Origin of the sequence: Photobacterium halotolerans DSM 18316 (genome assembly GCF_000425165.1) — a bacterium.
Taxonomy (GTDB): Bacteria; Pseudomonadota; Gammaproteobacteria; order Enterobacterales; family Vibrionaceae; genus Photobacterium; species Photobacterium halotolerans.
This window is the reverse complement of sequence record NZ_AULG01000013.1, coordinates 26903-50705: the sequence shown is the minus strand read 5'-3', so window position 1 is coordinate 50705 and position 23803 is coordinate 26903. Positions and strand designations below refer to the sequence as shown.

Here is a 23803-nt window from a genome sequence, read left to right as displayed (position 1 = left end):
TATGGTCGTATCCTGTTACGGTATTTTTGTTCATTGCTTCTAAGCCTTCGTTTAGTATCGGCATCTCTTTCTTACTCAGAGGCTTAAGATGAAAAAATCAGTAATCACATTGACTTTAATACTCGCTTTAGTGGGTTGTGATGATGCGAGTAAAGCAATTGATGAGGCTCAAGCTGCAGCGAACAAAGCAGTCGATAGTCTGCAGCAGAAGGCAGATTCACTAGATTTGAATCATCTCAATCTTGAAGTTTTTGGTGATGCGACACAAAAGGCTCAAGATTTTACTCAGTCGATAGACTCATTGATCAACACAGATTTCACTGACCATCAAGCGGTTGTAGCAGCAACCGATAAAATTTCTCACAGTTACAGTTGCTTAGTTGATGTTTCTTCTGAGGCGACAGCAGAAAATTTGCTCGATAAAATCGTGTCTTCAGTGAAGAACGATCAAGTATTGGCAATCATCGAAAAAGGTGTCGCACAAGCGAAAACGGCGACAGAGTGCATGATGTAGCCACGCGGTGCTCACAAACATCTCATGAGGGACTGCCATGTGCACTGGCTTTGAGGCCAAATCCTGATAACAGGCGCGATTGCGGTCCCTCATTCGTGATAATGCAGCATCAACTTCTTGCTCATCACAGCTGGCTGAACTATCATTTGTACGTTATTTTGTACCAAATGGAGTTCAACATGAGTCGTATTCATTTCGATCAAGATATTCAGCCGTTGTCTGAATTTCGCGCAAGTGTCGCTTCTTACATCAAACAAATCAATGAAACTCGTCGTCCATTAGTAATTACACAACGTGGTAAAGGTGTCGCTGTGGTTCTTGACGTTGCAGAGTACGAGGCAATGCAAGAGAAAATCGAATTACTGGAAGAAATGCGCACAGCAGAAGCTCAGTTAGCTTCCGATCTGGGTGTTTCTCATGAAGATGCACGCGCCCAAGTGCTGGCACGCATTAAGAAATGAAAGTAGTTTGGTCTCCTTTAGCGCTTCAGAAGCTTGGTGACGTAGCAGAGTTCATCTCTTTAGATAATCCATCTGCTGCAGAAAAGTGGGTCAATGATGTTTTCGACAAAACGAAGTTACTCGGAAGCATGCCTGAAATGGGGCGCTTTGTTCCAGAAATACCCCACACGAACTATCGTGAAATCATTTTCGGTCACTATCGTATTATTTACAGCTTAGGCCATGAGATCAGAGTGCTAACGGTTCGTAACTGTCGACAAGTGTTGTCGGAAAAGGACGTATAAAACTGCGTTCTACCACGATTATGATGCAACAACTCTGAAGCATGCCTGTTCAATCACGAGCAATAAACCAGCGTTCCCCACTCCCCCAGGGGAAAATTCAGGACGAATTTTCAGGTTGTCGGCGCCAGGAGCGCCTACAACCGCCCCGGACAACACCAAAGAACAAAAAGGGCTTTCTGGGTACTCTTTGGCCCACAAAGAGTACCTGGCGCGCATCAAACAAAGTCAAATGGACCACCGAACTCAAGCGCGACATATCTCAACTGCACCAAAATCCCAGCCACAACACCCCAAAAAAACTAAAAGAAACCCACTCCACAGGGGAAAATTCAGGACGAATTTTCAGGTTGTCGGCGCCGGGAGCGCCTACAACCGAACCGGACAACACCAAAGAACAAAAAGGGCTTTCTGGGTACTCTTTGGCCCACAAAGAGTACCTGGCGCGCATCAAACAAAGTCAAATGGACCACCGAACTCAAGCGCGACATACCTCAGCTGTACAAATATCCACAGCCTCAACACCCCCAAAAAACGAAAAGAAACCCACTCCACCAGGGGAAAATTCAGGACGAATTTTCAGATTGTCGGCGCCGGGAGCGCCTACAACCGCATCGGGCGCTCCGAACAGCCCGTGGACGGCCTTGTAAACGTATCAATCAAGGCGAGGAACATATCCTCGCCTTGCATCATTGCGGAGCAGTTTGGTTTTTTGAAAAAACTAATTTAATCAAAAGATAACTCTGCCACTAACCCGGCTAAGCATCTCTGTATTGGTACTAAGCCAATAGTTCTCTTCGGACGATGTCTGCACCTGCACTCAAGGCATTCAGCTTGCCCCTTGCGACGTCACGGGATAAAGGTGCCATGCCACAGTTGGTGCAAGGATAAAGCTTGTCGGCATCGACAAACTGCAGTGCTTTTCGCAGGGTATTGGCAACTTCCTCTGGCGTCTCAATGGTATTGGTTGCGACATCAATCGCTCCTACCATGACTTTTTTACCCCGAATGAGTTCCAGTAGCTCGATTGGAACACGCGAGTTGTGACATTCCAGTGAGATAATATCGATATTCGATTGCTGCAGTTTGGGAAACACTTCTTCGTATTGTCGCCACTCTGAGCCCAAAGTCTTTTTCCAGTCTGTGTTAGCCTTGATGCCGTAACCGTAGCAAATATGTACCGCCGTTTCGCACTGAAGTCCTTCAATGGCTCTTTCCAAAGCCGCAATGCCCCAGTCATTGACCTCATCAAAAAACACATTAAATGCAGGCTCATCAAATTGGATGATATCAACACCAGCGGCTTCTAATTCTTTGGCTTCCTGATTGAGGATTTTGGCAAATTCCCAGGCAAGTTTTTCACGGCTTTTATAATGGTTATCATAAAGCGTATCTATCATCGTCATAGGGCCAGGCAGGGCCCATTTAATCAGTTGATTGGTTTGCTGACGTAAAAACTTGGCATCTTCAACAAAAACCGGCTTGGGGCGACTCACAGGACCCACGACTGTCGGTACACTCGCATCATAGCGGTCACGGATTTTCACTGTCTTACGTTGCTCGAAATCAACGCCGCTGAGGTGCTCAATGAAGGTCGTCACAAAATGCTGACGGGTTTGCTCGCCATCACTGACAATATCAATACCTGCCCGTTGTTGCTCTTGTAATGACACACGTAAAGCATCGTGTTTGCCGTCTATTAACTCCTCACCTTGTAATTTCCAGGGTGACCAAAGTGTTTCAGGTTCTGCAAGCCAAGAGGGCTTAGGTAAACTGCCAGAAGTTGAAGTCGGTAATAATGTTTTCATAATAGGCTCTATTGTAATTTATCGTTAATTATAAAGCGTAATTAGCAGACCACTGCTCAAGAATACTTTGGTATGGTTTGATGAAGTGTTCCTCAGCAAATTTACCTTGCTCAATAGCCAACTGGCTGCGTTCTGCTCGATCATAAACAATTTGAGTTAATGAATGATCCTGATTCTTCAAATTGGGCTGATATAATTTCCCCGCTGAAGCATTCGCATTATAAATCTCAGGTCGGTAAATCTTTTGAAACGTTTCCATCGTGCTGATGGTGCTGATCAGCTCAAGATTCGTATAATCATTGAGCAAATCACCAAAGAAATAAAAAGCTAAAGGCGCGGCACTGTTTTGAGGCATAAAATAGCGAACCTGCAATCCCATTTTCTTGAAATATTGCTCAGTCAACGAAGACTCATTGGGCTGATACTCAAAACCCAATACAGGATGCTGGTTTTCAGTGCGATGATAGATCTTGCTATCCGAAACACTGAGGCAGATAACAGGCGGCTTACTAAAATTAGCCTTGTAAGCATCTGAATTAACAAAGCACTGGAAGAGCTTTCCATGCAGTTCGCCAAAATTATCCGGAATGCTGAATTTGGGTTGATTCTTATTATGATCCAACAGTAATACGCTAAAATCATAATCTCGCACGTAGGAGGAAAAATTATTCCCTACAATGCCTTCAATGCGTTCGTTGGTTTTATGATCAACAATGTTCGTTTTCAATACTTCAATCGATGGAAAAGCCTGACCACTGCCTTCAATATCCATATCCACTGAAATAATTTCAAGCTCGACAGAATAACGATCGCCTTTTTGATTATCCCAACTGGCCAAAGCATTAAAACGATTGTTAATCATCTTTAAAGTATTGCGCAAGTTCTCTTGACGGCTTTCACCTCGCGCCAAATTAGCAAAGTTAGTTGTGATACGGGTATTATCTGAAGGATGATAATTTTCATCGAAACAAATATTCTTTATCGTAAATCTAAAATCTTTATTCATGGTAACCTGTCATCCAATTCTCTGAGATAATCCTGAATTTATTTCTTTTTCTTTCCGGACTTTACAATTTTATATTTTTGTTTTTTCCAGTCCGTCATCGTCACAGTTGTTTGATTTTCACCTAATGGCCTCAATCAGAGCCAACTGTAATATTGTATAAAGCTGACAATAGAGTGATTTATACTTGGGTCGAACCATGAATAAAAATGATTTAATTTCATTAATCCATGAGCCACACTCATGAGTTGTTAAAGTCGAACGTTCCCGCAAACCATACTAAAAGAAACACCGGGCTCAAGCGCGACATGCCATCAATGCAACAACTGGTCACCGTACTCGCTGCATGGATTGCCGCCTGCGCGGCAATGACAGAGGTAACTTAATGAATGTAGACCTAAAAACGCTCTATCCAACAACGATTCAGAATCCAAAGTTACCCACTCTACAAGGGGAAAATTCAGGACGAATTTTCAGGTTGTCGGCGCCGGGAGCGCCTACAACCAACCCGGACAACACCAAAGAACAAAAAGGGCTTTCTGGGTACTCTTTGGCTCAACAAAGAGTACCTGGCGCGCATCACACAATGCCGACAAAGACACCAGACTCAAGCGCGACATACCTTCAAACTCAGATATAACAACTCGTCACCGCACTCGCTGCATGGATTGCCGCCTGCGCGGCAATCACAGAGGTAACTTAATGAATGCAGGCCTCAAAACGCTCTATCCAACAACGATTCAGAATCCAAAGTTACCCACTCTACAAGGGGAAAATTCAGGACGAATTTTCAGGTTGTCGGCGCCGGGAGCGCCTACCACCGCCCCGGACAGCGCCAAAGAACACAAAGGGCTTTCTGGGTACTCTTTGGCCCACAAAGAGTACCTGGCGCGCATCACACCATGCCAAGTGAACCACCAGACTCAAGCGCGACATACCTCAGCCGTACAAATATCCACAGCCCCACCCCCCCCAAAAATGAAAAGAAACCCACTCCCCCAGGGGAAAATTCAGGACGAATTTTCAGGTTGTCGGCGCCGGGAGCGCCTGCAACCGACCCGGACAACGCCAAAGAACAAAAAGGGCTTTCTGGGTACTCTTTGGCCCAACAAAGAGTACCTGGCGCGCATAAAACAATGCCAAGTGAACCACTGAACTCAAGCGCGACATACCTCAACTGCACCAAAAATCCCAACCACAAAACTTTCACTCACAGTAAGCGGGTTATAAATCCACCCTCAACCGCAGCATATCTTTATGCTGAATACCCAACTCAAAGATTGCCTCATCATAATGGTCGAGAAAGAAATCTTTGACGACACTCTCGACCCGAAACCCCAGCCGCTGGTAAAACGTCAGCTGATAACCGAACGTACCGGTCCCCAGCACGACTGACTGAACACCCTGCTCTTTCAGCCGGGGAAATAATGCAGATAACAGCTGCGAGCCTATGCCCTGCTGCTGAAACGCCGGATAGACCGCCAGATTGAAGACTTCGTATGTATTTTCTGCGATCAGCTTGGCAACACAGACCCCGATGATTTCGCCATCAACCACAGCAGCCAGGCAATAAGCCCCGTTCAGATAACGCTGGATACAGGCTTCCGAAGGATCAGCTTCCAGCAACAATGACATAGGGATCTGTGCCGCATCCAGATGCTGAATCTCAATCATGGCAACCTAAGTGTCATGATCAGCTCGTCTGCGGTCTCGCCTGTGACCTGAAAACCGGCTTTTTCATAACGGTGCTTTGCCGCCAGGTTATGCGGATAGACATCCAGCTGGAGTACACAAGCCTGATACTTTTCAGCCGCCGTGTGTCTGGCAGCATTGATCAGCGCCACGCCGACACCAGAGCCCTGGCATCGGCTTTTGACGTACATTTGTGTAAGCAGCACCGTTCGGTTTTCCAGTTCAGACACACCACACAAACCGACGAGTTGCTCACCCTCAAATGCCCCCAACATAGTGTGTTGCGGGCTTTGGTTGGCAATGTTGCGCTCAAAGTACATGGTTGGCTGCTGCCGCTGCTCCTCATAGCTGGCACCAAAACAGTCTGGATGTAACCGCAGGCTTTCCAGACGAAGGTCGCGATATGCAGGAATATCAGCAGGGGTTAAAGCACGAATGACCACTTCCATATCTCTGTCTCTCAGATTTCCTTTTCACCTGCATGTTAACCACAATTTCAACAAGTTGTATAGCCTGTTTCCCACTTAGAATCAGGCGACCAGAACCTCCGGGAACCGGTCAGTATTTGATGTTTTCATTGACCTACTGAAACGATTCAGCAATCATACTTTGCCAAAGGAATGTTTCTGTTTTGGGGAGATACAATGAGCAAAATATGGGTAACCGGCGATGCAGTCGTCGACTTGATACCAGACGGTGAAAACCGCTATCTGAAATGCCCGGGCGGGGCGCCGGCCAATGTTGCCGTGGCGATTGCCCGTCTTGGCGGTCAGGCCGCATTTTTTGGCCGGGTGGGACAGGATCCTCTGGGCCGCTTTATCAAACAAACCCTGGCCGGTGAGCAAGTGAATACCGACCACATGAGACTGGATGAGGCACACCGAACCTCAACCGTGATTGTCGATCTCGATGCCAGCGGCGAGCGCAGTTTTACCTTTATGGTCAAGCCAAGTGCTGATCAGTTCATGCAGGTATCCGATATTCCTGAATTCTCTGCCGGTGAATGGCTTCATGTCTGCTCTATTGCGCTGGCCAGTGAACCCAGCCGCAGCAGCACACTGGAAGCCATGCGCCGTATCAGACGCAGCGGTGGCTTTGTCAGTTTTGACCCGAATTTGCGTGAGGAAGTCTGGTCAGATACTGACGAGATTATTCCCGTGGTCCGCCAGGCAATAGAACTGGCCGACGTCGTCAAGTTTTCCGATGACGAACTGCTGTTTCTGACACAGACAGAGAATCTTGAGCAAGGTCTGGCAGCCATTCAGCCTTACAACCACCCCTTAGTGTTGATCACCCAGGGGGCAAAAGGCGCGCTGGTGCTTTTTGACAATACCTGCGAGCTGATGACAGGCCAGACAGTGAGTCCTGTCGATACGACAGGCGCCGGAGACGCTTTTGTTGGTGGCCTGCTGGCGAAGCTGGCGCAGCATCCGGCGTGGGCAAACAGCGAAACCATCCGCGACGCTGTCAGGTGGGCAAATGGCTGTGGTGCACTGGCGACCACGCAAAAGGGTGCCATGACCGCTTTGCCAACCCGGCAGGCTTTACTTGAATATATCGAATAGATGATTCAACAGACTGCCGGGAATCGCCGGGCAGTCTGTTCTCTTTGCTCATTGCTTTGCGCTAAGACGGGAATGGCGCACTGGCCGGGCGGTATGTCCGCAACAGCGCTGATCGCGCCTCGCCGGACAGCGAAACACAGGTTGCCGTTTGGTCGGTAAAAATCCGTGAACTCATTACGGCTTCGCCGCCGTTGACAAAGATTTCGATCGAGGACGTATCAGCCAGAATACGCAGCTGCACACAATCGGATGTCAGGGGCAGTTCGCGAACCGTGTCCTGGGCACGGTTCAGGGTATGGCAGCGGTCCAGGATCAAGGCCCGGCGCTGGCTGTCAGCCCGAATCACAAGATGTTGCGTTTCATTCTGAAACAGCCGCAATTCATCTCCCCATTGCAGGCTGAGTGACAGATCAAACGCTTTGGTTGCCAGATCCAACGGCGTTGCAGAGAGTTGGATCGCCTGCTCTGCGATCACCAGTTTTTCCTGCTCCCGAACGGGCCACTGGCATAACTTGCCGTCACGTACCGTCAGTTCTCTCATGCAGGTTAACTGGTGCACCCAGCCGTTATCGGCGCTTGGCTGATCGACCTCATCCGGCAGTCCCATCCAGCCGCATAACACCCGGCGGCCATCGGGCGTCAGCAGGGTCTGGGGCGCGTAAAAATCAAAGCCGTAATCCAGCGGCTGAAACCCGGCAAGAGTGAGCATCCCCTGCTCGTCCCAGCAGGCTTTGGCGATGCCATTATGATGAGGAACGCTATTGTGCGGCGAAAATGACGCAATGCCCTGCGGCCCCAGCACCACAAAGCGCTGATCGCCCAGCTCAAAGTAATCCGGGCACTCCCACATATAGCCAAAGTCACCGAGTTCCTCGCCACAGAGGCGGTCAAATGTCCATTGTTTGAGATCGTCGGACTGATAAATCGCCAGCCGGCCTTTCAGATCGTCTGTTTGCGCGCCCAGCAGCATCAGCCAGCGGTCCTGATGGCGGATGACTTTAGGGTCACGGATATGCGGGGTCACACCGGGTGGCAAGGCCTTGATAACCGGGCCTTGCTTGGTAAAGTGCACACCGTCGGCTGAAGTTGCCAGACACTGCGTGGTCTGCCTGTCCCTTTGTGCACCAATACGGGTATTGCCGGTATAAAACAGCAGGAGTTCGCCAGCGTGACTGATGGCATGACCCGAAAAAGCGCCATGACTGTCAAACCAGTGAGAGGGCGTCAGGGCAACGGGCTGCCAGGTCCAGTTGATGAAATCCGGGCTGGTCAGATGCGCCCAGTGCTTGTCATTATGGGTGCAGGCATAAGGAAACCACTGATAGAACAAATGATAACGGCCATCATGAAAGATAAAGCCATTGGGGTCATTCAGCAGCCCCTGAGGCGGGGAAATATGCCATGAAGGACGAAACTCGCACGGTACGGGTCTGGCAAAATCCTCAGACCGTGCCTGTTGTCTGGCGGCAATCAGATTTCCCATCGTCAGCAAATCGTGTTCAGAGACATCTTCAGGACGCCTGAAGGTAACCTGCAGCTTGCCCTGTACCGGCCCGATATGCTCAATCAGTCCGGATTCTCTGACCAGCTCGGCATTCAGCACTTCAAAAATCAGTGTATCGTCCGAAATGAGTATCCGGGCGAGATTATCAATGCTGCCGCAGAGATTGGATAAGGACTGAAGAGACATATGTGCAAACCTAAATTGGGAACGTTTGCAAAAAGTACATCAAACAACTGAACGGGACAAGCAGAAAGCGGGTGTTCCGGTGCGTTTACCGTGATCACTGCCACAAAAAAACCGGACAATGCCGGGCGGTGTCAAAGCGGCTCAGCAGGTTTCGCGGTCGATGTTCTGGAAGGTTAAAACAACTTTGCTCATGACCTGCGGCTTGCCTTCGATGAGTTCCAGCAACACTCTGGCAGCACTTTCTCCTGCTTTATCAAAAGCATAATTAAAAGTAGACAAGCTAGGTGAGCAGACAGAGCTCAGCTCGTCGTTCCCGACCCCCAGCACCTTGACGTCCTTTCCTGCGGTTTTTCCGGCGTCTTTCAGCGCGTTGATAGCACCGATCGCAATCCGGTCGGTGGCACAAAATACCCCGTCGGTTTGGGGGAAGGTCTCGAGCAACTGTTTCATCTGGCTGTAGCCGGACTCAATCGTGAATTCGCCGTGGCTGTGAAACAACAGCGGCTCGGCCTGACGCATTTGCAGTGCCTGCTGCAGCCCTTCTGAGCGCAGTTTGTCGACGGCGACATCGGAATCGGCAACGCCAATAAAACCAATCTGCCGGCAGCCGGCATTCAATAACCGGTTGCCGGCTTCAAAACCAACCCGGAGATCATCATGAATGATGCTGGGAATATTAAACAACGAGCCATCCTGCCCCACCAGAATGACAGGGGCATAGGACTGCTGAATAGCGTGCACCAGTTGCTGATCGATATGTGTGGCATAAAGGACAATACCCTCCACCCGTTTTTTGTTAAACAGCTGAATATACTCAATTTCTTTTTCAGCGTTTTGCTGGCAACTGGCTAAAAGCACGTGCTTTTGCGCATCGTCAAAGACCTGACTCAGCCCGTCCACTCCTTGCGCTGTGGCATGCGAGGAGACCCGCGGAACAATCACCCCGACTAAGTTGGTTTTCTGTGACTTGAGATCTTTGGCGACCTGATTGACCACATAGCCCACCTCTTCAACAGCTTTCATGACCTTGATTCTGGTCGCTTTTTTAACGCCGTATTCATCATTGATCACACGTGAGACTGTCGATTTTGACACGCCAGCCAGCAGCGCCACGTCATGCAAACTTGCCATCGCCTTGGCCTTTTCTTCTAACTGATTGGGATTGTTTGCAAAACTACCAGAATCTCGCCTGATTACCAGTGAGACAGAGCGCTTTATGGCGCGCTATTAGCAGATCCACTTCACATAAAGACGGAATGTGCTTTGACGACACCGGTTTCTTCAAGAAAAATGATTGTTGCAAACGTTCCCGAAATTATAAAACACCATAGATAGTACATAACGATTACAGCCAAATACCTACCGGGGGATGAAATGGACTACCCAACAATTGCCAAGGCGCTACTCAAGCAACTTGGCGGCAAAGAAAACCTGCAAGCTCTGGCGCACTGTGCAACGCGTCTTCGTCTGGCACTGAAAGATGATGCCATAGTCGATGAGAAAGCCATTGAGTCGCTTGATGGCGTCAAAGGCCAGTTTAAAGTGGCCGGCCAGTACCAGATCATTTTTGGTTCAGGGATTGTGAATCAGGTCTACGCTGAGCTGGCCAGACTCACAGGCATGGCCGACATGTCGACAGCGGATGTCGCCAATACCGGCGCGCAGAAACAGAATATCGTGCAACGGGCTGTGAAAGGCCTGTCTGACATTTTTGTCCCTATTATCCCGGCGATCGTGGCCGGTGGTTTATTGATGGGAGTATTTAACCTCCTGACAGCAAAAGGGCTGTTTCTTGATGAGATATCATTGATTGATGCATATCCGGGCCTGGCTGATCTGGCAAATATGCTCAACACTTTTGCTAACGCTCCTTTTGTGTATTTGCCCGTTTTGCTTGCATTCTCGGCCAGTAAAAAGTTTGGCGGCAACCCTTTTCTGGGGGCTGCGCTGGGCATGCTGATGGTCCACCCTGATTTGCTCAACGGCTGGGGATTTGGCAGCGCCAGCGTTACAGGTACGGTGCCGACCTGGAACATCTTCGGCTTTAGCATAGAAAAAGTCGGTTATCAGGGCTCTGTCCTGCCGGTGTTAGTCTCGGCATTTATTCTGGCTAAAGTTGAAAACGGATTACGGAAAATTGTCCCGTCAGTGCTGGATAATCTGCTCACCCCTATGCTGGCAATATTTGTCACCGGGTTTCTGACCTTCACCCTGGTTGGTCCGGTGACGCGGGATATCGGCTTTCTGCTGGGTGATGGCCTGAACTGGCTCTATGATTCCGCGGGCTTTTTAGGCGGTGCCTTGTTCGGGTTTATTTACGCGCCTTTCGTCATTACCGGGATGCACCATAGCTTTATTGCCATCGAAACTCAGTTGCTGACCGATATTGCGGTCACAGGCGGCACCTTTATCTTCCCGATTGCGGCCATGTCGAACATTGCCCAGGGAGCGGCAGCACTGGCGGTCGGCTTCTCAACCAAAGAGACCAAAACCAAAGGTATCGCCCTGCCGTCCGGTGTCACTGCGCTATTGGGAATTACCGAGCCGGCCATGTTTGGCGTGAACCTGAAACTGCGTTATCCCTTCATCGCAGCGATTATCGGCTCGGCCGTAGCAAGTGCCTGGATTACATTGTTCAATGTCAAAGCTCAGGCGCTTGGCGCGGCAGGTTTGCCCGGCATCATTTCCATCAGCCCTGGCTATATTGGTTACTTCGTCGTTGGCATGCTGATCTCGTTTGCTGTCACCTTTGTGCTGACGCTGCTGCTCGGTATTCGTCAAAAAGCCAAAGCGGGCGCTCTCGCAGCGGCCTAGTCTTCAACACAGACATAGCTTTCAACACTATACCAAGCCACCGGCAGACGCTTCCTCTAGCGAAGCGTCTGTCTCTTGCGTTTCCTCCAGCAAAGAGTCACTGGCGCGCATCACACAATGCCAAATGAACCACCGAACTCAAGCGCGACATCCCTCAGCCGTACAAACATCCACAGCCTCAACACCCCCCCAAAAAACGAAAAGAAACCCACTCCCCCAGGGGAAAATTCAGGACGAATTTTCAGGTTGTCGGCGCCGGGAGCGCCTACAACCGACCCGGACAACACCAAAGAACAAAAAGGGCTTTCTGGGTACTCTTTGGCCCACAAAGAGTACCTGGCGCGCATAAAACAATGCCAAATGAACCACCGAACTCAAGCGCGACATATCTCAGCCGTACAAATACCCACAGCTTCAACATCCCCAAAAAACGAAAAGAAATTCGCTATCCGGTCAACCAAAAATAGCTCATTTAGTGTTGCAAGAACAAATTTGAACCTCTATGATAACCATTAAATGAGCCACACCAAATGAACCATATCCTGAGACCACAAACAGAAGCGGTTCTGTTAAGGAGTCACCATGCCGACCTTATACGGCTATATTCGCCTGTCGCCGAAAATGAGCGATCCTGAGGCGTTGATCCGGCAAATTACCAATTATGATCCCAATCTGTGTCTGTTCCGGGAAACCGGGATCCGCGGCAATGTCCCTGCTGAGGATCGCCCGCAGTACCGCGACTTATTCAACAGACTGAAACCGGGTGATCAACTGATCGTCCGCTGGTTGACGGATCTTGGTTTTCATTTTGATGCCTGCCACCAGACCCTTCAGCAACTACTGGACAAAGGCGTGATCGTCCATACCGTGAGCCAGCCGCTGACCTTCAAGCCGGACTGCCCGATCACCGATGCCCTGCTGCTGATGCTCAAGGGTTATGCTCATTCACACACCCAGCACCGGCTGTGGGCCGCCGAGGCGGGCCGGGAGTCGCTGCGTCAGAACAAAGCCGCGTGGAAAGAAAAGTTTCGCGGCCGCCGTGCCAACCATGAAGTGCACCGCCAGATTGCCATGCTGCTCGAGGCAGGGAAAACCCTGCAGACAGTGGCTGACGAAACCGGTGTCAGCCTTTCCACGGTAAAGCGTGTCAAAGCAAAAATGCAGCATCACGGCCACGAGCTGTAAACCCGAATTCAAACAGAGACCAACAGATGCAAAAACGACTACAAGCCAAATCATTTACTGTACAGCAAGCCTTCGATATCAGCCCGAACATGCGCCGCGTGATTCTGACAGGCAAGGATATCCACCATCTTCCGGCCGACAGCGCCGGTCAGTATGTCAAACTGCTGTTCACTCCTGCCGGCAGTACCGACCTGAGCACACTCTCTGAGGGTCAGAAACCTGTGCTGCGCACCTTCACCATCAGTGAATTTGATCCGGAGCAGGGCACCTTGTCACTGGATTTTGTCAAACATCATCACAAGGACAAGAGCCAGCACAGAGGCGAGATCACGCCGGAACAAGGCGGTTACGCGTGTCACTGGGCCATGCACACTCAGCCAGGCGAGCAGATTTCTCTCGGCGGGCCGAATACCATTCAGGGCCTGGCCGATGACAGTGACTGGGTGCTGATCATAGGTGATATGACAGCGCTGCCTTCCATTCAGCTCAAAACAGCCCGCCTTGCTGCTAATAGTCAGGGTTATGTGGTGCTGGCACTGGGCAGCGAGCAGGATCTGCCCGCGCTGCAACTGCCTGCCGGTGTTGACTTAATCACTGTGATCGAGGGGGAGCACTCGGGCAACGCACTGGCAGAGAAAGTGGCGGCGCTGCACTGGCTGGAAGGCAAACCAGCGATCTGGTGCGCCTGCGAATTTAACAATATGCGCGCCATTCGCCAGCACATCAGCCAGCAGAATCAGTTCGATCGCAAAGCCTGTTACATCAGCAGTTACTGGAAACTCGGGGTGACAGAAGACGGGCACAAGGTTATCAAACGCGACGATCAGGACAGCTATCATGGCAAAGCCTGATGCCGAAACAGCTGAGGGAACAGCGGTGTCAGCCGCTTTTTCCTGGCGCCCGATTTTGCTGGCCTGCCTGACCATCAGCATAGGTCAGTTTGGCATGGGGCTGGTGTTTCCTTCCCTGCCCTGGATAGCCAAAGACTTTGGCATATCCATCGATCAGGCACAGCTGCTGATTTCGGTCTACTTACTCGGTTTCGGTCCGTCGCAATTCATCTATGGCCCGATCTCGGATGCCTTAGGCCGTCGCCGGGTGCTGTTAGCCGGTATCCTGCTTGCAGTGGCCGGTCTGATTCTGGTGATCCTTGCCAGTGACAGTTTTTACGGCTTAGTGGCCGGTCGACTGATGCAGGGGCTGGGGGCGGGTTGCTGCGCTGTGCTGGCCCGCGCTTCGACACGGGATTCCTACACAGGTGAACAGCTGCCGCAGGCGCTGTCTTATCTGACCATGGTGGCCTCTTTTACGCCGATTTTTGCGCCCGTGATTGGCGGTTTCATTAACCACCACTTTGGCTGGCTGTCGGTCTTTATCGTGCTGGCGAGCTACATCACCCTGGTGTGGTTTGCATTGTGCCTGATGTTCAAAGAGACCATGCACGACATACAAGCGGTGCCTTCAGTGAGGAAAATCGCTGCGGATTACCGCTCCCTGCTATCGTCGCGCTATTTTCTGAGTTTTGCCAGTATCGGCTGGCTGAACTTCAGTCTGGTCGTCACTACCATCTCGCTGATGCCCTTTATCATGCAGGTTCAGATTGGTATGACCTCAGATGAATACGCCCTCTGGGCACTCCTGCCGACCGCAGGGTTATTTGCCGGTGGTTTTCTGGTCAGCTGGCTGCGGCCCAAAATCGGTACCAAACGCATGCTGTACCTCGCGCCTGCCGTTCATCTCATTGCGGCTGTCTGGTTAATCCTGGCGCCGCTGACGCCATTGATGATGATGCTGGGTCAGTTCCTGATGGTGTTTGGCAACGGCATCGCAATGCCTTGTGCCCAGTCGCAGGTGATGCTGCCGTACCGCAAACAGGCTGGTACGGTGGCCGCGTTATCCGGTGGCGGGCAGATGCTGCTTTCAGCCCTGGTCAGTATGGCGCTGATCAAGCTGGGTATTCAGCAGGCCTGGCAGCTTGGCTGTGTGATCGGGATCTTTGCTCTGATTGTCACCCTGAATATCCGCAGCGGATTCCGCACGCCGTTACCTGACAGCCAGTAAAGAAACAACTGCCCCTGTTTGTGTTAGCAGGGGCAGGTGCTCAGTCACAGTAAAACGGCAGGGTTACGATGAGCGCAGGAAATCCAGCATCCAGCGGGTGACTCTTTCACTGTCTACCGGCATGTCCAGCGACGTCAGTCCGGTATCCAGCACATTGGCCGGTAACAGCGCCTTTCTTGCCAGCATCAGATCCCGTGAATAGGCCTTGCTGAATTCCGGGTGGCCCTGAATGCCAAGAAAGTGTTCTCCCACCTGCAGCATGTAATACGGGCAGAAATCACTCCCGGCCAGCACAGCCGTATCATCCGGTAACCTGACCACCTGATCCTGATGACTGACCAGCAAAGACAGATCAGGCGGGGACGCGGCATTTTCCGTTACTCCCGCTGGCAATGCATGCAGCGCATGTGTCGCCACACCAATCCCCCAGCCCTGCGGCGCCTGAATCACTTCGCCGCCCAGCGCTTTTGCGATCAGCTGATGACCAAAGCAGATCCCCACCAGCTTCTTTTTGCGGGCATGCAACGCCTGTACAAAAGCCAGCAACGGGGGGATCCAGGGCAGATCATCGTTAACACTGTGACGACTGCCCGTGGTCATATACACATCGCATTCATCAACATCCTGCGGCAACTCGCCGTCCAGCGCCCGGTAAAAAACCAGTTCCGGCGCGTCACCGGCATCGCGCAGCAGCTGAGTGAACATCGCCGGATAATTACCGTGGTCGGCCTGCAAATCCTGCCTGACATCATCGCACTGCAGAATACCCATTTTTAGCGTCATGGAGCCTCCTGGTGTCAGTGCTGCGGCAAGCGGCCCGTCACAGCATCCACAAAAATCCGGCTGTATTGCTCGGCGCTCAGTGCGACAGGATTTCCGCCTGCCGACGGATCCTGCACCGCCATACTGCCGACGCGCTGTGCTTCTTCCACCGTGATGTCGATATCCGCCAGCGTATGGGGGATCTGCAGCGCGGCACGGAAATCCAGAACCCAGGTCAGAAAGGCATCGAAACCGGGCTCGGGTAAATCCAGATAGCGGGCCAGATGGGTCAGCTTATCTTCAATCGCACTGCGGTTTGCCACCAGCACATAGGGCATCAGGATGGCATTCAGTAAGCCGTGATGCTTGTCGTATAACGCCCCCAGTGTGTGGGCGATGGCATGCATGCCGCCCAGGCCACGCTGAAAGGCAGTCGCGCCCATACTGGAGGCCACCAGCATCTGGGTGCGGGCCTCAAGGTTACTGCCGTCGGCAACCGCCTGTGGCAGATAGACTTTAATCAGCCGGATGCCTTCAAGTGCGATACCTTCGGCCATCGGATGATAGCCGTTGGCACAATAGGCCTCAAGGTTATGCGACAGCGCATCCATACCGGTCGCCGCTGTGATATGCGGCGGCAATCCGGTCGTCACCGCCGGGTCGAGCAGCACACGTACCGGCAGCATCTTAGGATGGAAAATGATCTTTTTGACGTGATTGGCCGTATCTGTGATTACAGATGCACGCCCGACTTCAGAGCCAGTCCCGGCTGTGGTCGGGATCGCGATAACAGGGGCAATGGCATCCGCATTGGCCTGCAACCAGTTATCGCCCACATCCTCGAACGCCCACAGCGGCAGTGACTGTCCCGCCATCAGGGCAATGGCTTTGGCAGCATCCAGACTGGAACCACCACCAAAGGCAATCACACCGTCAAAACCGCCCTGACGATACACAGCCAGGCCGTCGTCGACATTCTCGCCGGTCGGATTACCCTGAATCCGGCTGAACACCTCACAGCCAATGCCGGCTGCGCGGCATAACGCCACGGTTTCCGTCACCATGGGCAGGGCGGCCAGCCCGGGATCGGTGACCAGTAATGCGTTGCTGATCCCGGCGCCCTGACATGCCTGTCCGATCTGCTGTAAACAGCCTTCACCTACTGTGATTGGCGTTGGATAATTCCAGTTTCCTTTCAGCGACATCTTGCTCTCCTTAACGCCGGTTCAGGCCAGTGTTTTAATATGAAATGATTTCGGACGTGTCAGCGCCGCAAAGCCCAAGGCCGACAAGGTACAACCGCGGCCAGACTGTTTGACACCGGTCCAGGCCAGCGCCGGATCGAGATAATCACAGCGGTTAATAAAGAAAGTACCGGTTTCCACCTGCTGACCTAACGCAATACCCCGCTCAATATCACGGGTAAAAATGCTGGCGGTCAGGCCGAAATCGCTGTCGTTCATCAGAGTGATGGCTTCTTCATCGCTATTCACTTTCATAATCCCGACAACCGGCCCGAACGATTCTTCGTGCATCACGCGCATCGTATGATCAACCTGGGTCAGAATTTGCGGCGCCAGATAGGGCGATCCGGCCTGACTGAGCGGAAAAGCCTTTTCATCGATATGGGCCACCGCACCCTGCGCGATCGCTTCCTGGATCTGGCCGCGGACAAAATCAGCGGCACGGGTACGGACCAGTGGCCCCAGCGTTGTCTCCGGCTCATCCGGTCGGCCCAGCTTATATTGCCTGACGATCCCCACCGCTTTTTCGACAAAAGCGTCATACACAGAGGCGTGAACATAAATGCGTTCAATACCGCAGCACGACTGGCCGCTGTTGAAAAACGCCCCGTCAACCACAGTGTCAGCGGCATTATCCAGATCGGCATCTTCACGCACGTAAGCCGGGTCTTTGCCGCCCAGCTCCAGCCCGACCCCGATAAAGCGACCCGCAGCAGCTTGCTCGACCTGCGCGCCTGCCGGTACTGAGCCGGTAAAGGCGACATGATTCACCGCGTCAGACTGAATCAGTTTGGTGGTGTCCTCGTGCGTCAGATGCAAAAACTGAAACACCCCTTCCGGCAGACCTGCGGCATCAAACGCCGATTTCAACCGCTCAGCACACAAAGGCGTCTGCGCAGAATGCTTAAGGATGACACTGTTGCCGGCCAGCAAAGCAGGCACAATGCTGTTGATGGCCGTCAGGTACGGATAATTCCAGGGGGCGATCACTGCCACCACACCCACGGGTTCGCGGGTGATATAGCGGCTGAAGCCGGGCTTGTCGGGTAAGGTGATCGCGGCCAGCGCCGCATCGCTTTCGGCAATCATATGGCGTGCCCGTTCCGCCAGACCGGCGATTTCGCCCTGCGCATAGCGGATCGGCCTTCCCATCTGCCAGCAGATTTCCTGGCCGATTTCGGCTTTATTGGCTTCAAACCAGTTAACCGCTTTGCTGCAAATAGCCTGACGCTCGCTCAGTGCAACGCTGGCCCAGCTTTTCTGGGCACTTTTCGCCAGGCTGAGCGTTTGCTGAATGGCTTCATCAGAGGCAAGCGGACGAGTGACATACACACTGCCGTCTACCGGCGATATTGTTTGTTGCATTCGAGTCATGACGCATCTTCCTTAAATAATTTCGAAATAACGATCCATTTCCCAGTCAGTCACGTGTTTTCTGAATTCCCGCTCTTCCCACTCTCGGCTGGCAGCAAAGTGCTCAACAAACTCATCACCGAACATGGTCCGGGCCGCATCTGACTGCTTAAACCGCTGCGCGGCATCCCAGAGCGTACGTGGTAATTGTAGCTCTGGGGCGTGCTGCTGGTCGTAAGCGTTGCCCTTCACCTGATCGAACGGTTCCCATTCCTGCATAATGCCGTACAGACCGGAGGCCACTGCGGCCGCCAGCGCCAGATACGGGTTGGCATCTGCCGCCCCTAAGCGGTGTTCGATGCGCTGGGATTGCTCACTGCCGGGGATCACCCGCAGGGCCGTGGTACGGTTTTCCACGCCCCAGGTGGCCTCCGTCGGTGCCCAGAAGCCGGGGATCATACGGGTATAGCTGTTAATGGTTGGTGCAATCAGACACAAAAACTCAGGCATTAAGCGCTGCTGGCCGGCCAGAAAATGCCGCTGCAGTTTGCTCATATTGTGAGTTTGTGTCGGATCGTAAAACGCCGACGAGCCGTCTTTGTTTTTAAGCGACACATGAATATGGCCGCTCTGGCCCGGATAATCCCCCGACCATTTCGCCATGAAGGTCGCCAGCAGCTCCCTTTTCTGGGCCAGCACTTTCATGAAGGTTTTGAACAAGGCCGCTTTGTCGGCCGCCGCTTCAGCGCCATCCACCGCGATGGCAGCTTCTAAAACACCGGGGCCGGTTTCTGAGTGAATGCCCTCAATCGGAAAATCCATCTGCTCACTCATGCCCAGAATGGCTTCATACAAGCCGGAATGCACCGAGTTGCGAATCATCGAATAACCAAACCAGTCCGGCGTGATGGTTTCCAGATTGCGGAAGCTTTTTTCTCGGGCCGAGTGCGGTGTTTCATTGAAAACGAAGAACTCATATTCAAGGGCGGCAAACACGTCAAAGCCCATGTCATTGGCTTTTTGCAGCACCTTGCGCAAGGTGCCGCGCGGGCAGACTTTTTCGGCTTCATCGGTAAATTCGGCAATAAACAGCAACATACCTTCTTCACCGTAAACCTCCCGGCAGGTGTGCGGCAAAATGCGTACCGGGGCGTCCGGGTAGCCGGTATGCCAGCCGGTATATTGAGTGTTGTCGTAGAGCTGATCTTTGGAGTCCCAGCCCAGCACCACGTCACAAAACGCAAACCCCTTTTCGAGCGATGAAAAGAACTTGGATTTCGACATATATTTCCCGCGCATGATGCCGTCGTTATCAAACAAGCCGACTTTCACGTGGGTCAGTGCGCGTTCTTCTACAATGGCCATTGCATCGGCAATCGTCTTCACTTCTCTGGCTTCCATGTGTACCTCTTTCATCAAGATGACTCGTTCCTGAGCCTGTTTGGAGATAGGTTCAATCCGGACGCGCTGACCGGCAGCGGCAGCCGCGTCCTCAAATGACATTAACTGAGTTCAGACTCTGCATCAGCAATCAGGTCAAACTCTTCTTCCGGTGCATTAGCAACAATACGGTGACGGCTGTACAGCGCGAAGTAGGTCAGCATGACAGCGTAAAAGAGTGCGGACCACAGCGCCGCCTGCAGGCTCACCACGAAAGTGGAAGCCAGCGCAACCAGCGACAATGCCAGCGCAATGCCCGAGGTCAGGGTGCCACCCGGCGTTTTATAAGGACGTTCCAGCGCTGGCTCTTTGCGGCGCAGAATAATATGGGACAGGCTCATCAGAGCATAAGACACGGTCGCGCCAAACACCGCCATGGTGATCATCAGATCCCCTTCGCCGGAAAGCGACAACAGAAAGCCGATGATGCCGGGTACGATGAGTGCCCAGACCGGCACTTTACGCTCACCGGACAGCGACAGAAAACGCGGCAGGTAGCCGGCACGCGACAGCGCAAACACCTGGCGTGAATAGGCATAAATAATAGAGAAGAAGCTGGCAATTAAGCCAAACAGACCAACAAGGTTAACGAATTTCGCCGCCAGCGATTCTGTACCATACACCGACTGCAAAGCACCGACCAATGGCGCACTGTGCGATTTCATCGCTTCGGCTCCGGCTCCGCCCGGCACCAGAATCAGTACCACAGCGGCAAACACTATCAGTACCAGCATGGAAGCGATAATGCCACGCGGCATATCTTTGGCCGGATTGGTGGCTTCTTCCGCCGCCAGCGGCACACCTTCGACCGCCAGAAATAACCACATGGCAAATGGCAGTGCCGCCCAGATCCCCATGTAACCTTCCGGCAGAAAAGCACTGGCACCGGCGACATCGGAATTAACGGCAATATCAAAAAGGTTGTTGATGTCAAAATGCGGCAGCATACCCAGCGCAAAAACTATAATCGCAATCACCGCCAGTAAGGTGATCCCCATCATAATGCGCAGCGCTTCTCCGGCACCCCACAAATGGATACCGACGAACACACAATAAAAAGCGGCATAGACTACCGGCCCGTCAATGCCGATTAACTCATTCACGTAGCCGCCGATGAAAATCGCAATCGCGGCAGGGGCAATGGCATATTCCAGCAAGATAGCGGTGCCGGTCAGAAAGCCTCCCCACTGGCCCATGGCGCGACGGGCAAAACTGTAACCGCCACCCGCCGTGGGAATCGATGACGACATCTCGGCCAGACTCAGCACCAGGCACATATACATCAGCCCCATCACTAACGTCGCCAGAAACATGCCGCCAAACCCTGCGCGCTCTAAGCCAAAGTTCCAGCCTGCGAAATCCCCGGAGATCACATAGGACACACCCAGGCTTGCCAGCAGTACCCAGCCTGCCACGCCTTTTTTGAGTTGCCGTTTACTTAAGTATTCGTCAGAAACGGTATGGGTTTCGACGGTTTGCTCGTTGCTGCCAGACATAACTTTTCCTTTTCAACAGTGAATGAAGTTAAATCGCACATCTTGTTAAGCTTTTGTTAACTTAATGGCGACATCTACTGCCCGGCAACAAGAATCAGTTAAGCTAAAACTAAGGTATAAGTTTTATTAATAGTAGGCGGCATTTCCGTGACGACGGGCCGCTATGTGATGAATCTTAAAAGGAAAAAGTCGACGTCTGTGCTCGCTTATGTATGGCCGCTGATGCCGGGGCAAGTACCATTAACTGGTGAATTGATGGCCTTGTGGGGGTGTAGCGGATGGACAGGCAGACACACCAGAACGATAGAGAATTAAAGACGTAGCTGAAGAAAAGATTGTTCCGGCTCAGCTGTTATGCCGGAGTAAAAAGACATGCTTCAGCAAGGGAGAACCAGCTCCCTTGCTGAAGAGTCCGTTAATCAGAAATAACTATCGTACCTGTCTTGCCAGCTTGAAAGCGCCGACCAGTCGGTCCAGTTTCTCTGCCAGACCGGCCAGATCCTGACTGGTTTTTTCCAGCTCCATGCTGGCATCCAGCCCGGCCTGCACCGCCTGATTCACTGTATCCATGTTGAGGTTGATCTCATTGGCCACACTGGATTGCTGCTCTGTGGCCGTGGCGACCTGAGTGTTCATGTCCAGAATCGCGACGACCTGACCCGATATTTCGTCCAGCGCATTCAGGGCGTCTTCGGTGGCTTTGGTGCCTTCCTCTGTCAGGGATTTACTGCTTTCCATCGCGGTCACTGCGTTTTTCGCTTCATGCTGCAACTGGTCAATCATACGCTGGATTTCATCGGTAGACTGAGCCGTTTTAGTTGCCAGATTGCGCACTTCATCCGCGACCACAGCAAACCCACGACCGGCCTCACCGGCACGCGCTGCCTCAATGGCCGCATTCAGCGCCAGCAGGTTCGTTTGCTCGGAAATGCCGCGAATCACATCGAGAATCGAGCCGATCGACTGCGTCTTGTCTGCTAACGTCGCAATCACCGCAGACATGTTATTCATTTCACCGGCCAGATGATTAATGGTATTGGTCGCCGCTTGCAGCGTCTTGCGTCCGGCCTGAGTTTCGCTGTTTGCACTGCCTGCAGACTCTGCGGCACCTGCGGCGTTATTGGAGATTTCATTAATCGTCGCGATCATTTCATTCATCGACGTTACCACCAACAGCGTCTGTTCGCTCTGGTCCTGCCCCCGCGACAATGCGTGTACTGACTGATCACGCAGCGAAACTGCAGAGCGCCCCAGGCCAACACCCGTATCAACCACCTGAATGATAATGTCGTTGATCTTGCCGACAAAGGTATTGAACGCCTCAGAAATATGGGCGATCTCATCATTCCCTTTGACCGGCAGACGCACCGTCAGGTTACCATCGCCTTTGGAAATATCCTCCAGCGCCTGCTGCAATCCGGTGAGCGGCATGAACAAACGGTTCAGCATCCACATCAGAAAAGCCGCACAAATGATAAAAATAATGATGATGGCGGTGAGCTGGGCAATCACAATTTCACTGGCGGCATTATCGACTTCTGTAATCGGAATACCGACGTCAAACGCGCCGTAAAGCGATCCGTTCACGTACACAGGCATCATGATGTCGTATACCCAGACTTTCTGAACATCCGCATACCACTTGGAGTGTTTCGGTTTACCCTGCCCTGCCCCTTCCACTGTGTAGCTGTCGTCATAGACTTTGTTCAGCTTTTGCGGATCACTGTGGGCAACGGCCGTAATGTTTTTATTAATCACCACGGCATAACTGATATCGCTGCGCTGCTTGAGCGACAACACCAGTGCCTGTAAATCGTCTTCCGGCTGCTGAGAATTCTCAAGCACATACTCAACATTCTTTGCCAGTAACTCAGCCTGAGCCTGCGATTTTTTCAGAATAATACTGTCAATTTCCTGGTGAGAAATATACGAGGTCGACCAGATACTCGCTATCGCTGCAATGGCAAACATTGCACAGACAACCATCACTATAAATTTTTTCATTTTTATAAAACCCTGACGCAAGAAAGACTATAATTTAATAATTAAAATCAATAACTTAAAAAAACACCAGTCTCCTGGTTGCCCTGTGTTCATCCAAATAAAAAACGGGAAAGCACTTGTCAGCAACAAAAAACCAATCTGGAAACCAATTTGAGCAAAAAGCTTATGCATCGATCCACTTATTTGATACTCAGCTTGCATTATTTGAAGTGAATGCACATTTTTACATCAACACAGACCCACAAGACCAGAGTCATTTGACCTGATAGTCGTAGTCGCATCAAAAGGAAATAACTGGCAGAAAAATGAGTACCACTCCCATTCATGCACCACATCAGCCTCCAGCACTTGCTGGTGTTGTTGTTGCTTATACTCTTCCGTGTATTCAGGTAAAGATACTGTTGTGGTCATATTACAACACTCACTCGTA

Annotated in this window: 21 protein-coding genes; 8 read left to right on the top strand and 13 right to left on the bottom strand. The window is 51.8% G+C overall.

The features are described 5' to 3' along the window. The first annotated feature begins 88 nt into the window (after window positions 1-88). From H511_RS0101410 to H511_RS0101400, 3 genes are all read left to right on the top strand, one after another. A complete protein-coding gene (locus tag H511_RS0101410; protein WP_027250708.1) occupies window positions 89-514 on the top strand; it encodes a hypothetical protein in 426 nt (141 codons plus the stop codon). 179 nt (window positions 515-693) lie between these two features. After that, on the top strand, window positions 694-975 hold the full coding sequence (locus H511_RS0101405; RefSeq protein ID WP_027250707.1) for a type II toxin-antitoxin system Phd/YefM family antitoxin: 282 nt from the start codon (window positions 694-696) through the stop codon (window positions 973-975). Beyond that, the gene (locus H511_RS0101400; RefSeq protein ID WP_027250706.1) at window positions 972-1259 is read left to right on the top strand and encodes a type II toxin-antitoxin system RelE/ParE family toxin; all 288 of its coding nucleotides are present in this window, start codon (window positions 972-974) and stop codon (window positions 1257-1259) included. Before H511_RS0101405 ends, H511_RS0101400 begins: the two co-directional genes overlap by 4 nt. Before the next feature lie 776 nt (window positions 1260-2035). Here H511_RS0101400 and H511_RS0101390 read toward each other — a convergent pair. The 4 genes from H511_RS0101390 to H511_RS22155 all read right to left on the bottom strand — a co-directional run bounded on the left by H511_RS0101390 (window position 2036) and on the right by H511_RS22155 (window position 6208). After that, window positions 2036-3064 (bottom strand): methionine synthase, encoded by a 1029-nt coding sequence (locus H511_RS0101390; RefSeq protein ID WP_027250704.1) that lies wholly within the window; start codon window positions 3062-3064, stop codon window positions 2036-2038. Between the two features lie 28 nt (window positions 3065-3092). Continuing rightward, complete coding sequence (locus tag H511_RS0101385) at window positions 3093-4070, bottom strand: DUF1852 domain-containing protein (protein WP_027250703.1); 978 nt, start codon at window positions 4068-4070, stop codon at window positions 3093-3095. A gap of 1221 nt (window positions 4071-5291) precedes the next feature. Further along, window positions 5292-5741 (bottom strand): GNAT family N-acetyltransferase, encoded by a 450-nt coding sequence (locus tag H511_RS0101375; RefSeq protein ID WP_027250701.1) that lies wholly within the window; start codon window positions 5739-5741, stop codon window positions 5292-5294. After that, complete coding sequence (locus tag H511_RS22155) at window positions 5738-6208, bottom strand: GNAT family N-acetyltransferase (protein WP_036758370.1); 471 nt, start codon at window positions 6206-6208, stop codon at window positions 5738-5740. The genes H511_RS0101375 and H511_RS22155 overlap by 4 nt, the downstream gene beginning before the upstream one ends. Window positions 6209-6403: 195 nt before the next feature. On the opposite strand from H511_RS22155, the gene H511_RS0101365 reads away from it, so the two are divergent. After that, a complete protein-coding gene (locus H511_RS0101365) occupies window positions 6404-7324 on the top strand; it encodes an aminoimidazole riboside kinase (protein ID WP_027250700.1) in 921 nt (306 codons plus the stop codon). Window positions 7325-7385: 61 nt separating this feature from the next. Here the strand turns inward: H511_RS0101365 and H511_RS0101360 are convergent, their stop codons facing one another. Together H511_RS0101360 and H511_RS0101355 are read right to left on the bottom strand one after the other, a co-directional pair. Next, window positions 7386-9014 carry a glycoside hydrolase family 32 protein gene (locus H511_RS0101360; protein WP_027250699.1) on the bottom strand — a complete coding sequence of 543 codons (1629 nt, stop codon included), beginning with the start codon at window positions 9012-9014 and terminating at the stop codon, window positions 7386-7388. Window positions 9015-9155: 141 nt separating this feature from the next. Then, window positions 9156-10145: a LacI family DNA-binding transcriptional regulator gene (locus H511_RS0101355; RefSeq protein ID WP_027250698.1), complete on the bottom strand. Its 990-nt coding sequence runs from the start codon at window positions 10143-10145 to the stop codon at window positions 9156-9158. A 243-nt stretch (window positions 10146-10388) separates the two neighbouring features. Between H511_RS0101355 and H511_RS0101350 the strand changes: the two genes are divergently transcribed. From H511_RS0101350 to H511_RS0101335, 4 genes are all read left to right on the top strand, one after another. Next, entirely contained in the window at window positions 10389-11828 is a 1440-nt protein-coding gene (locus tag H511_RS0101350) for a sucrose-specific PTS transporter subunit IIBC (RefSeq protein ID WP_027250697.1), read from the top strand. A gap of 582 nt (window positions 11829-12410) precedes the next feature. Further along, window positions 12411-13013, top strand: coding sequence for a recombinase family protein (locus tag H511_RS0101345; protein ID WP_027250696.1), 603 nt, complete (start codon window positions 12411-12413; stop codon window positions 13011-13013). Window positions 13014-13039: 26 nt separating this feature from the next. Continuing rightward, window positions 13040-13864, top strand: coding sequence for a siderophore-interacting protein (locus H511_RS0101340; RefSeq protein ID WP_027250695.1), 825 nt, complete (start codon window positions 13040-13042; stop codon window positions 13862-13864). 25 nt (window positions 13865-13889) lie between these two features. Next, on the top strand, window positions 13890-15074 hold the full coding sequence (locus H511_RS0101335; RefSeq protein WP_027250694.1) for a multidrug effflux MFS transporter: 1185 nt from the start codon (window positions 13890-13892) through the stop codon (window positions 15072-15074). A 63-nt stretch (window positions 15075-15137) separates the two neighbouring features. Here H511_RS0101335 and H511_RS0101330 read toward each other — a convergent pair whose 3' ends face one another. From H511_RS0101330 to H511_RS24750, 7 genes are all read right to left on the bottom strand, one after another. Then, window positions 15138-15857 (bottom strand): glutamine amidotransferase-related protein, encoded by a 720-nt coding sequence (locus tag H511_RS0101330; RefSeq protein ID WP_036758366.1) that lies wholly within the window; start codon window positions 15855-15857, stop codon window positions 15138-15140. A gap of 14 nt (window positions 15858-15871) precedes the next feature. Next, window positions 15872-17041, bottom strand: coding sequence for an iron-containing alcohol dehydrogenase (locus tag H511_RS0101325; protein ID WP_027250692.1), 1170 nt, complete (start codon window positions 17039-17041; stop codon window positions 15872-15874). A 21-nt stretch (window positions 17042-17062) separates the two neighbouring features. Then, on the bottom strand, window positions 17063-18454 hold the full coding sequence (locus tag H511_RS0101320) for an aldehyde dehydrogenase family protein (protein ID WP_027250691.1): 1392 nt from the start codon (window positions 18452-18454) through the stop codon (window positions 17063-17065). Window positions 18455-18466: 12 nt separating this feature from the next. Next, window positions 18467-19936: a glutamine synthetase family protein gene (locus H511_RS0101315; RefSeq protein WP_248616556.1), complete on the bottom strand. Its 1470-nt coding sequence runs from the start codon at window positions 19934-19936 to the stop codon at window positions 18467-18469. Then, window positions 19936-21369, bottom strand: coding sequence for an ethanolamine permease (gene eat / locus H511_RS0101310; RefSeq protein WP_027250689.1), 1434 nt, complete (start codon window positions 21367-21369; stop codon window positions 19936-19938). Before eat ends, H511_RS0101315 begins: the two co-directional genes overlap by 1 nt. Window positions 21370-21798: 429 nt before the next feature. Next, window positions 21799-23373 carry a methyl-accepting chemotaxis protein gene (locus tag H511_RS0101305; protein ID WP_027250688.1) on the bottom strand — a complete coding sequence of 525 codons (1575 nt, stop codon included), beginning with the start codon at window positions 23371-23373 and terminating at the stop codon, window positions 21799-21801. A gap of 228 nt (window positions 23374-23601) precedes the next feature. Further along, window positions 23602-23784: a hypothetical protein gene (locus tag H511_RS24750; protein ID WP_162144595.1), complete on the bottom strand. Its 183-nt coding sequence runs from the start codon at window positions 23782-23784 to the stop codon at window positions 23602-23604. Window positions 23785-23803 lie beyond the last annotated feature (19 nt).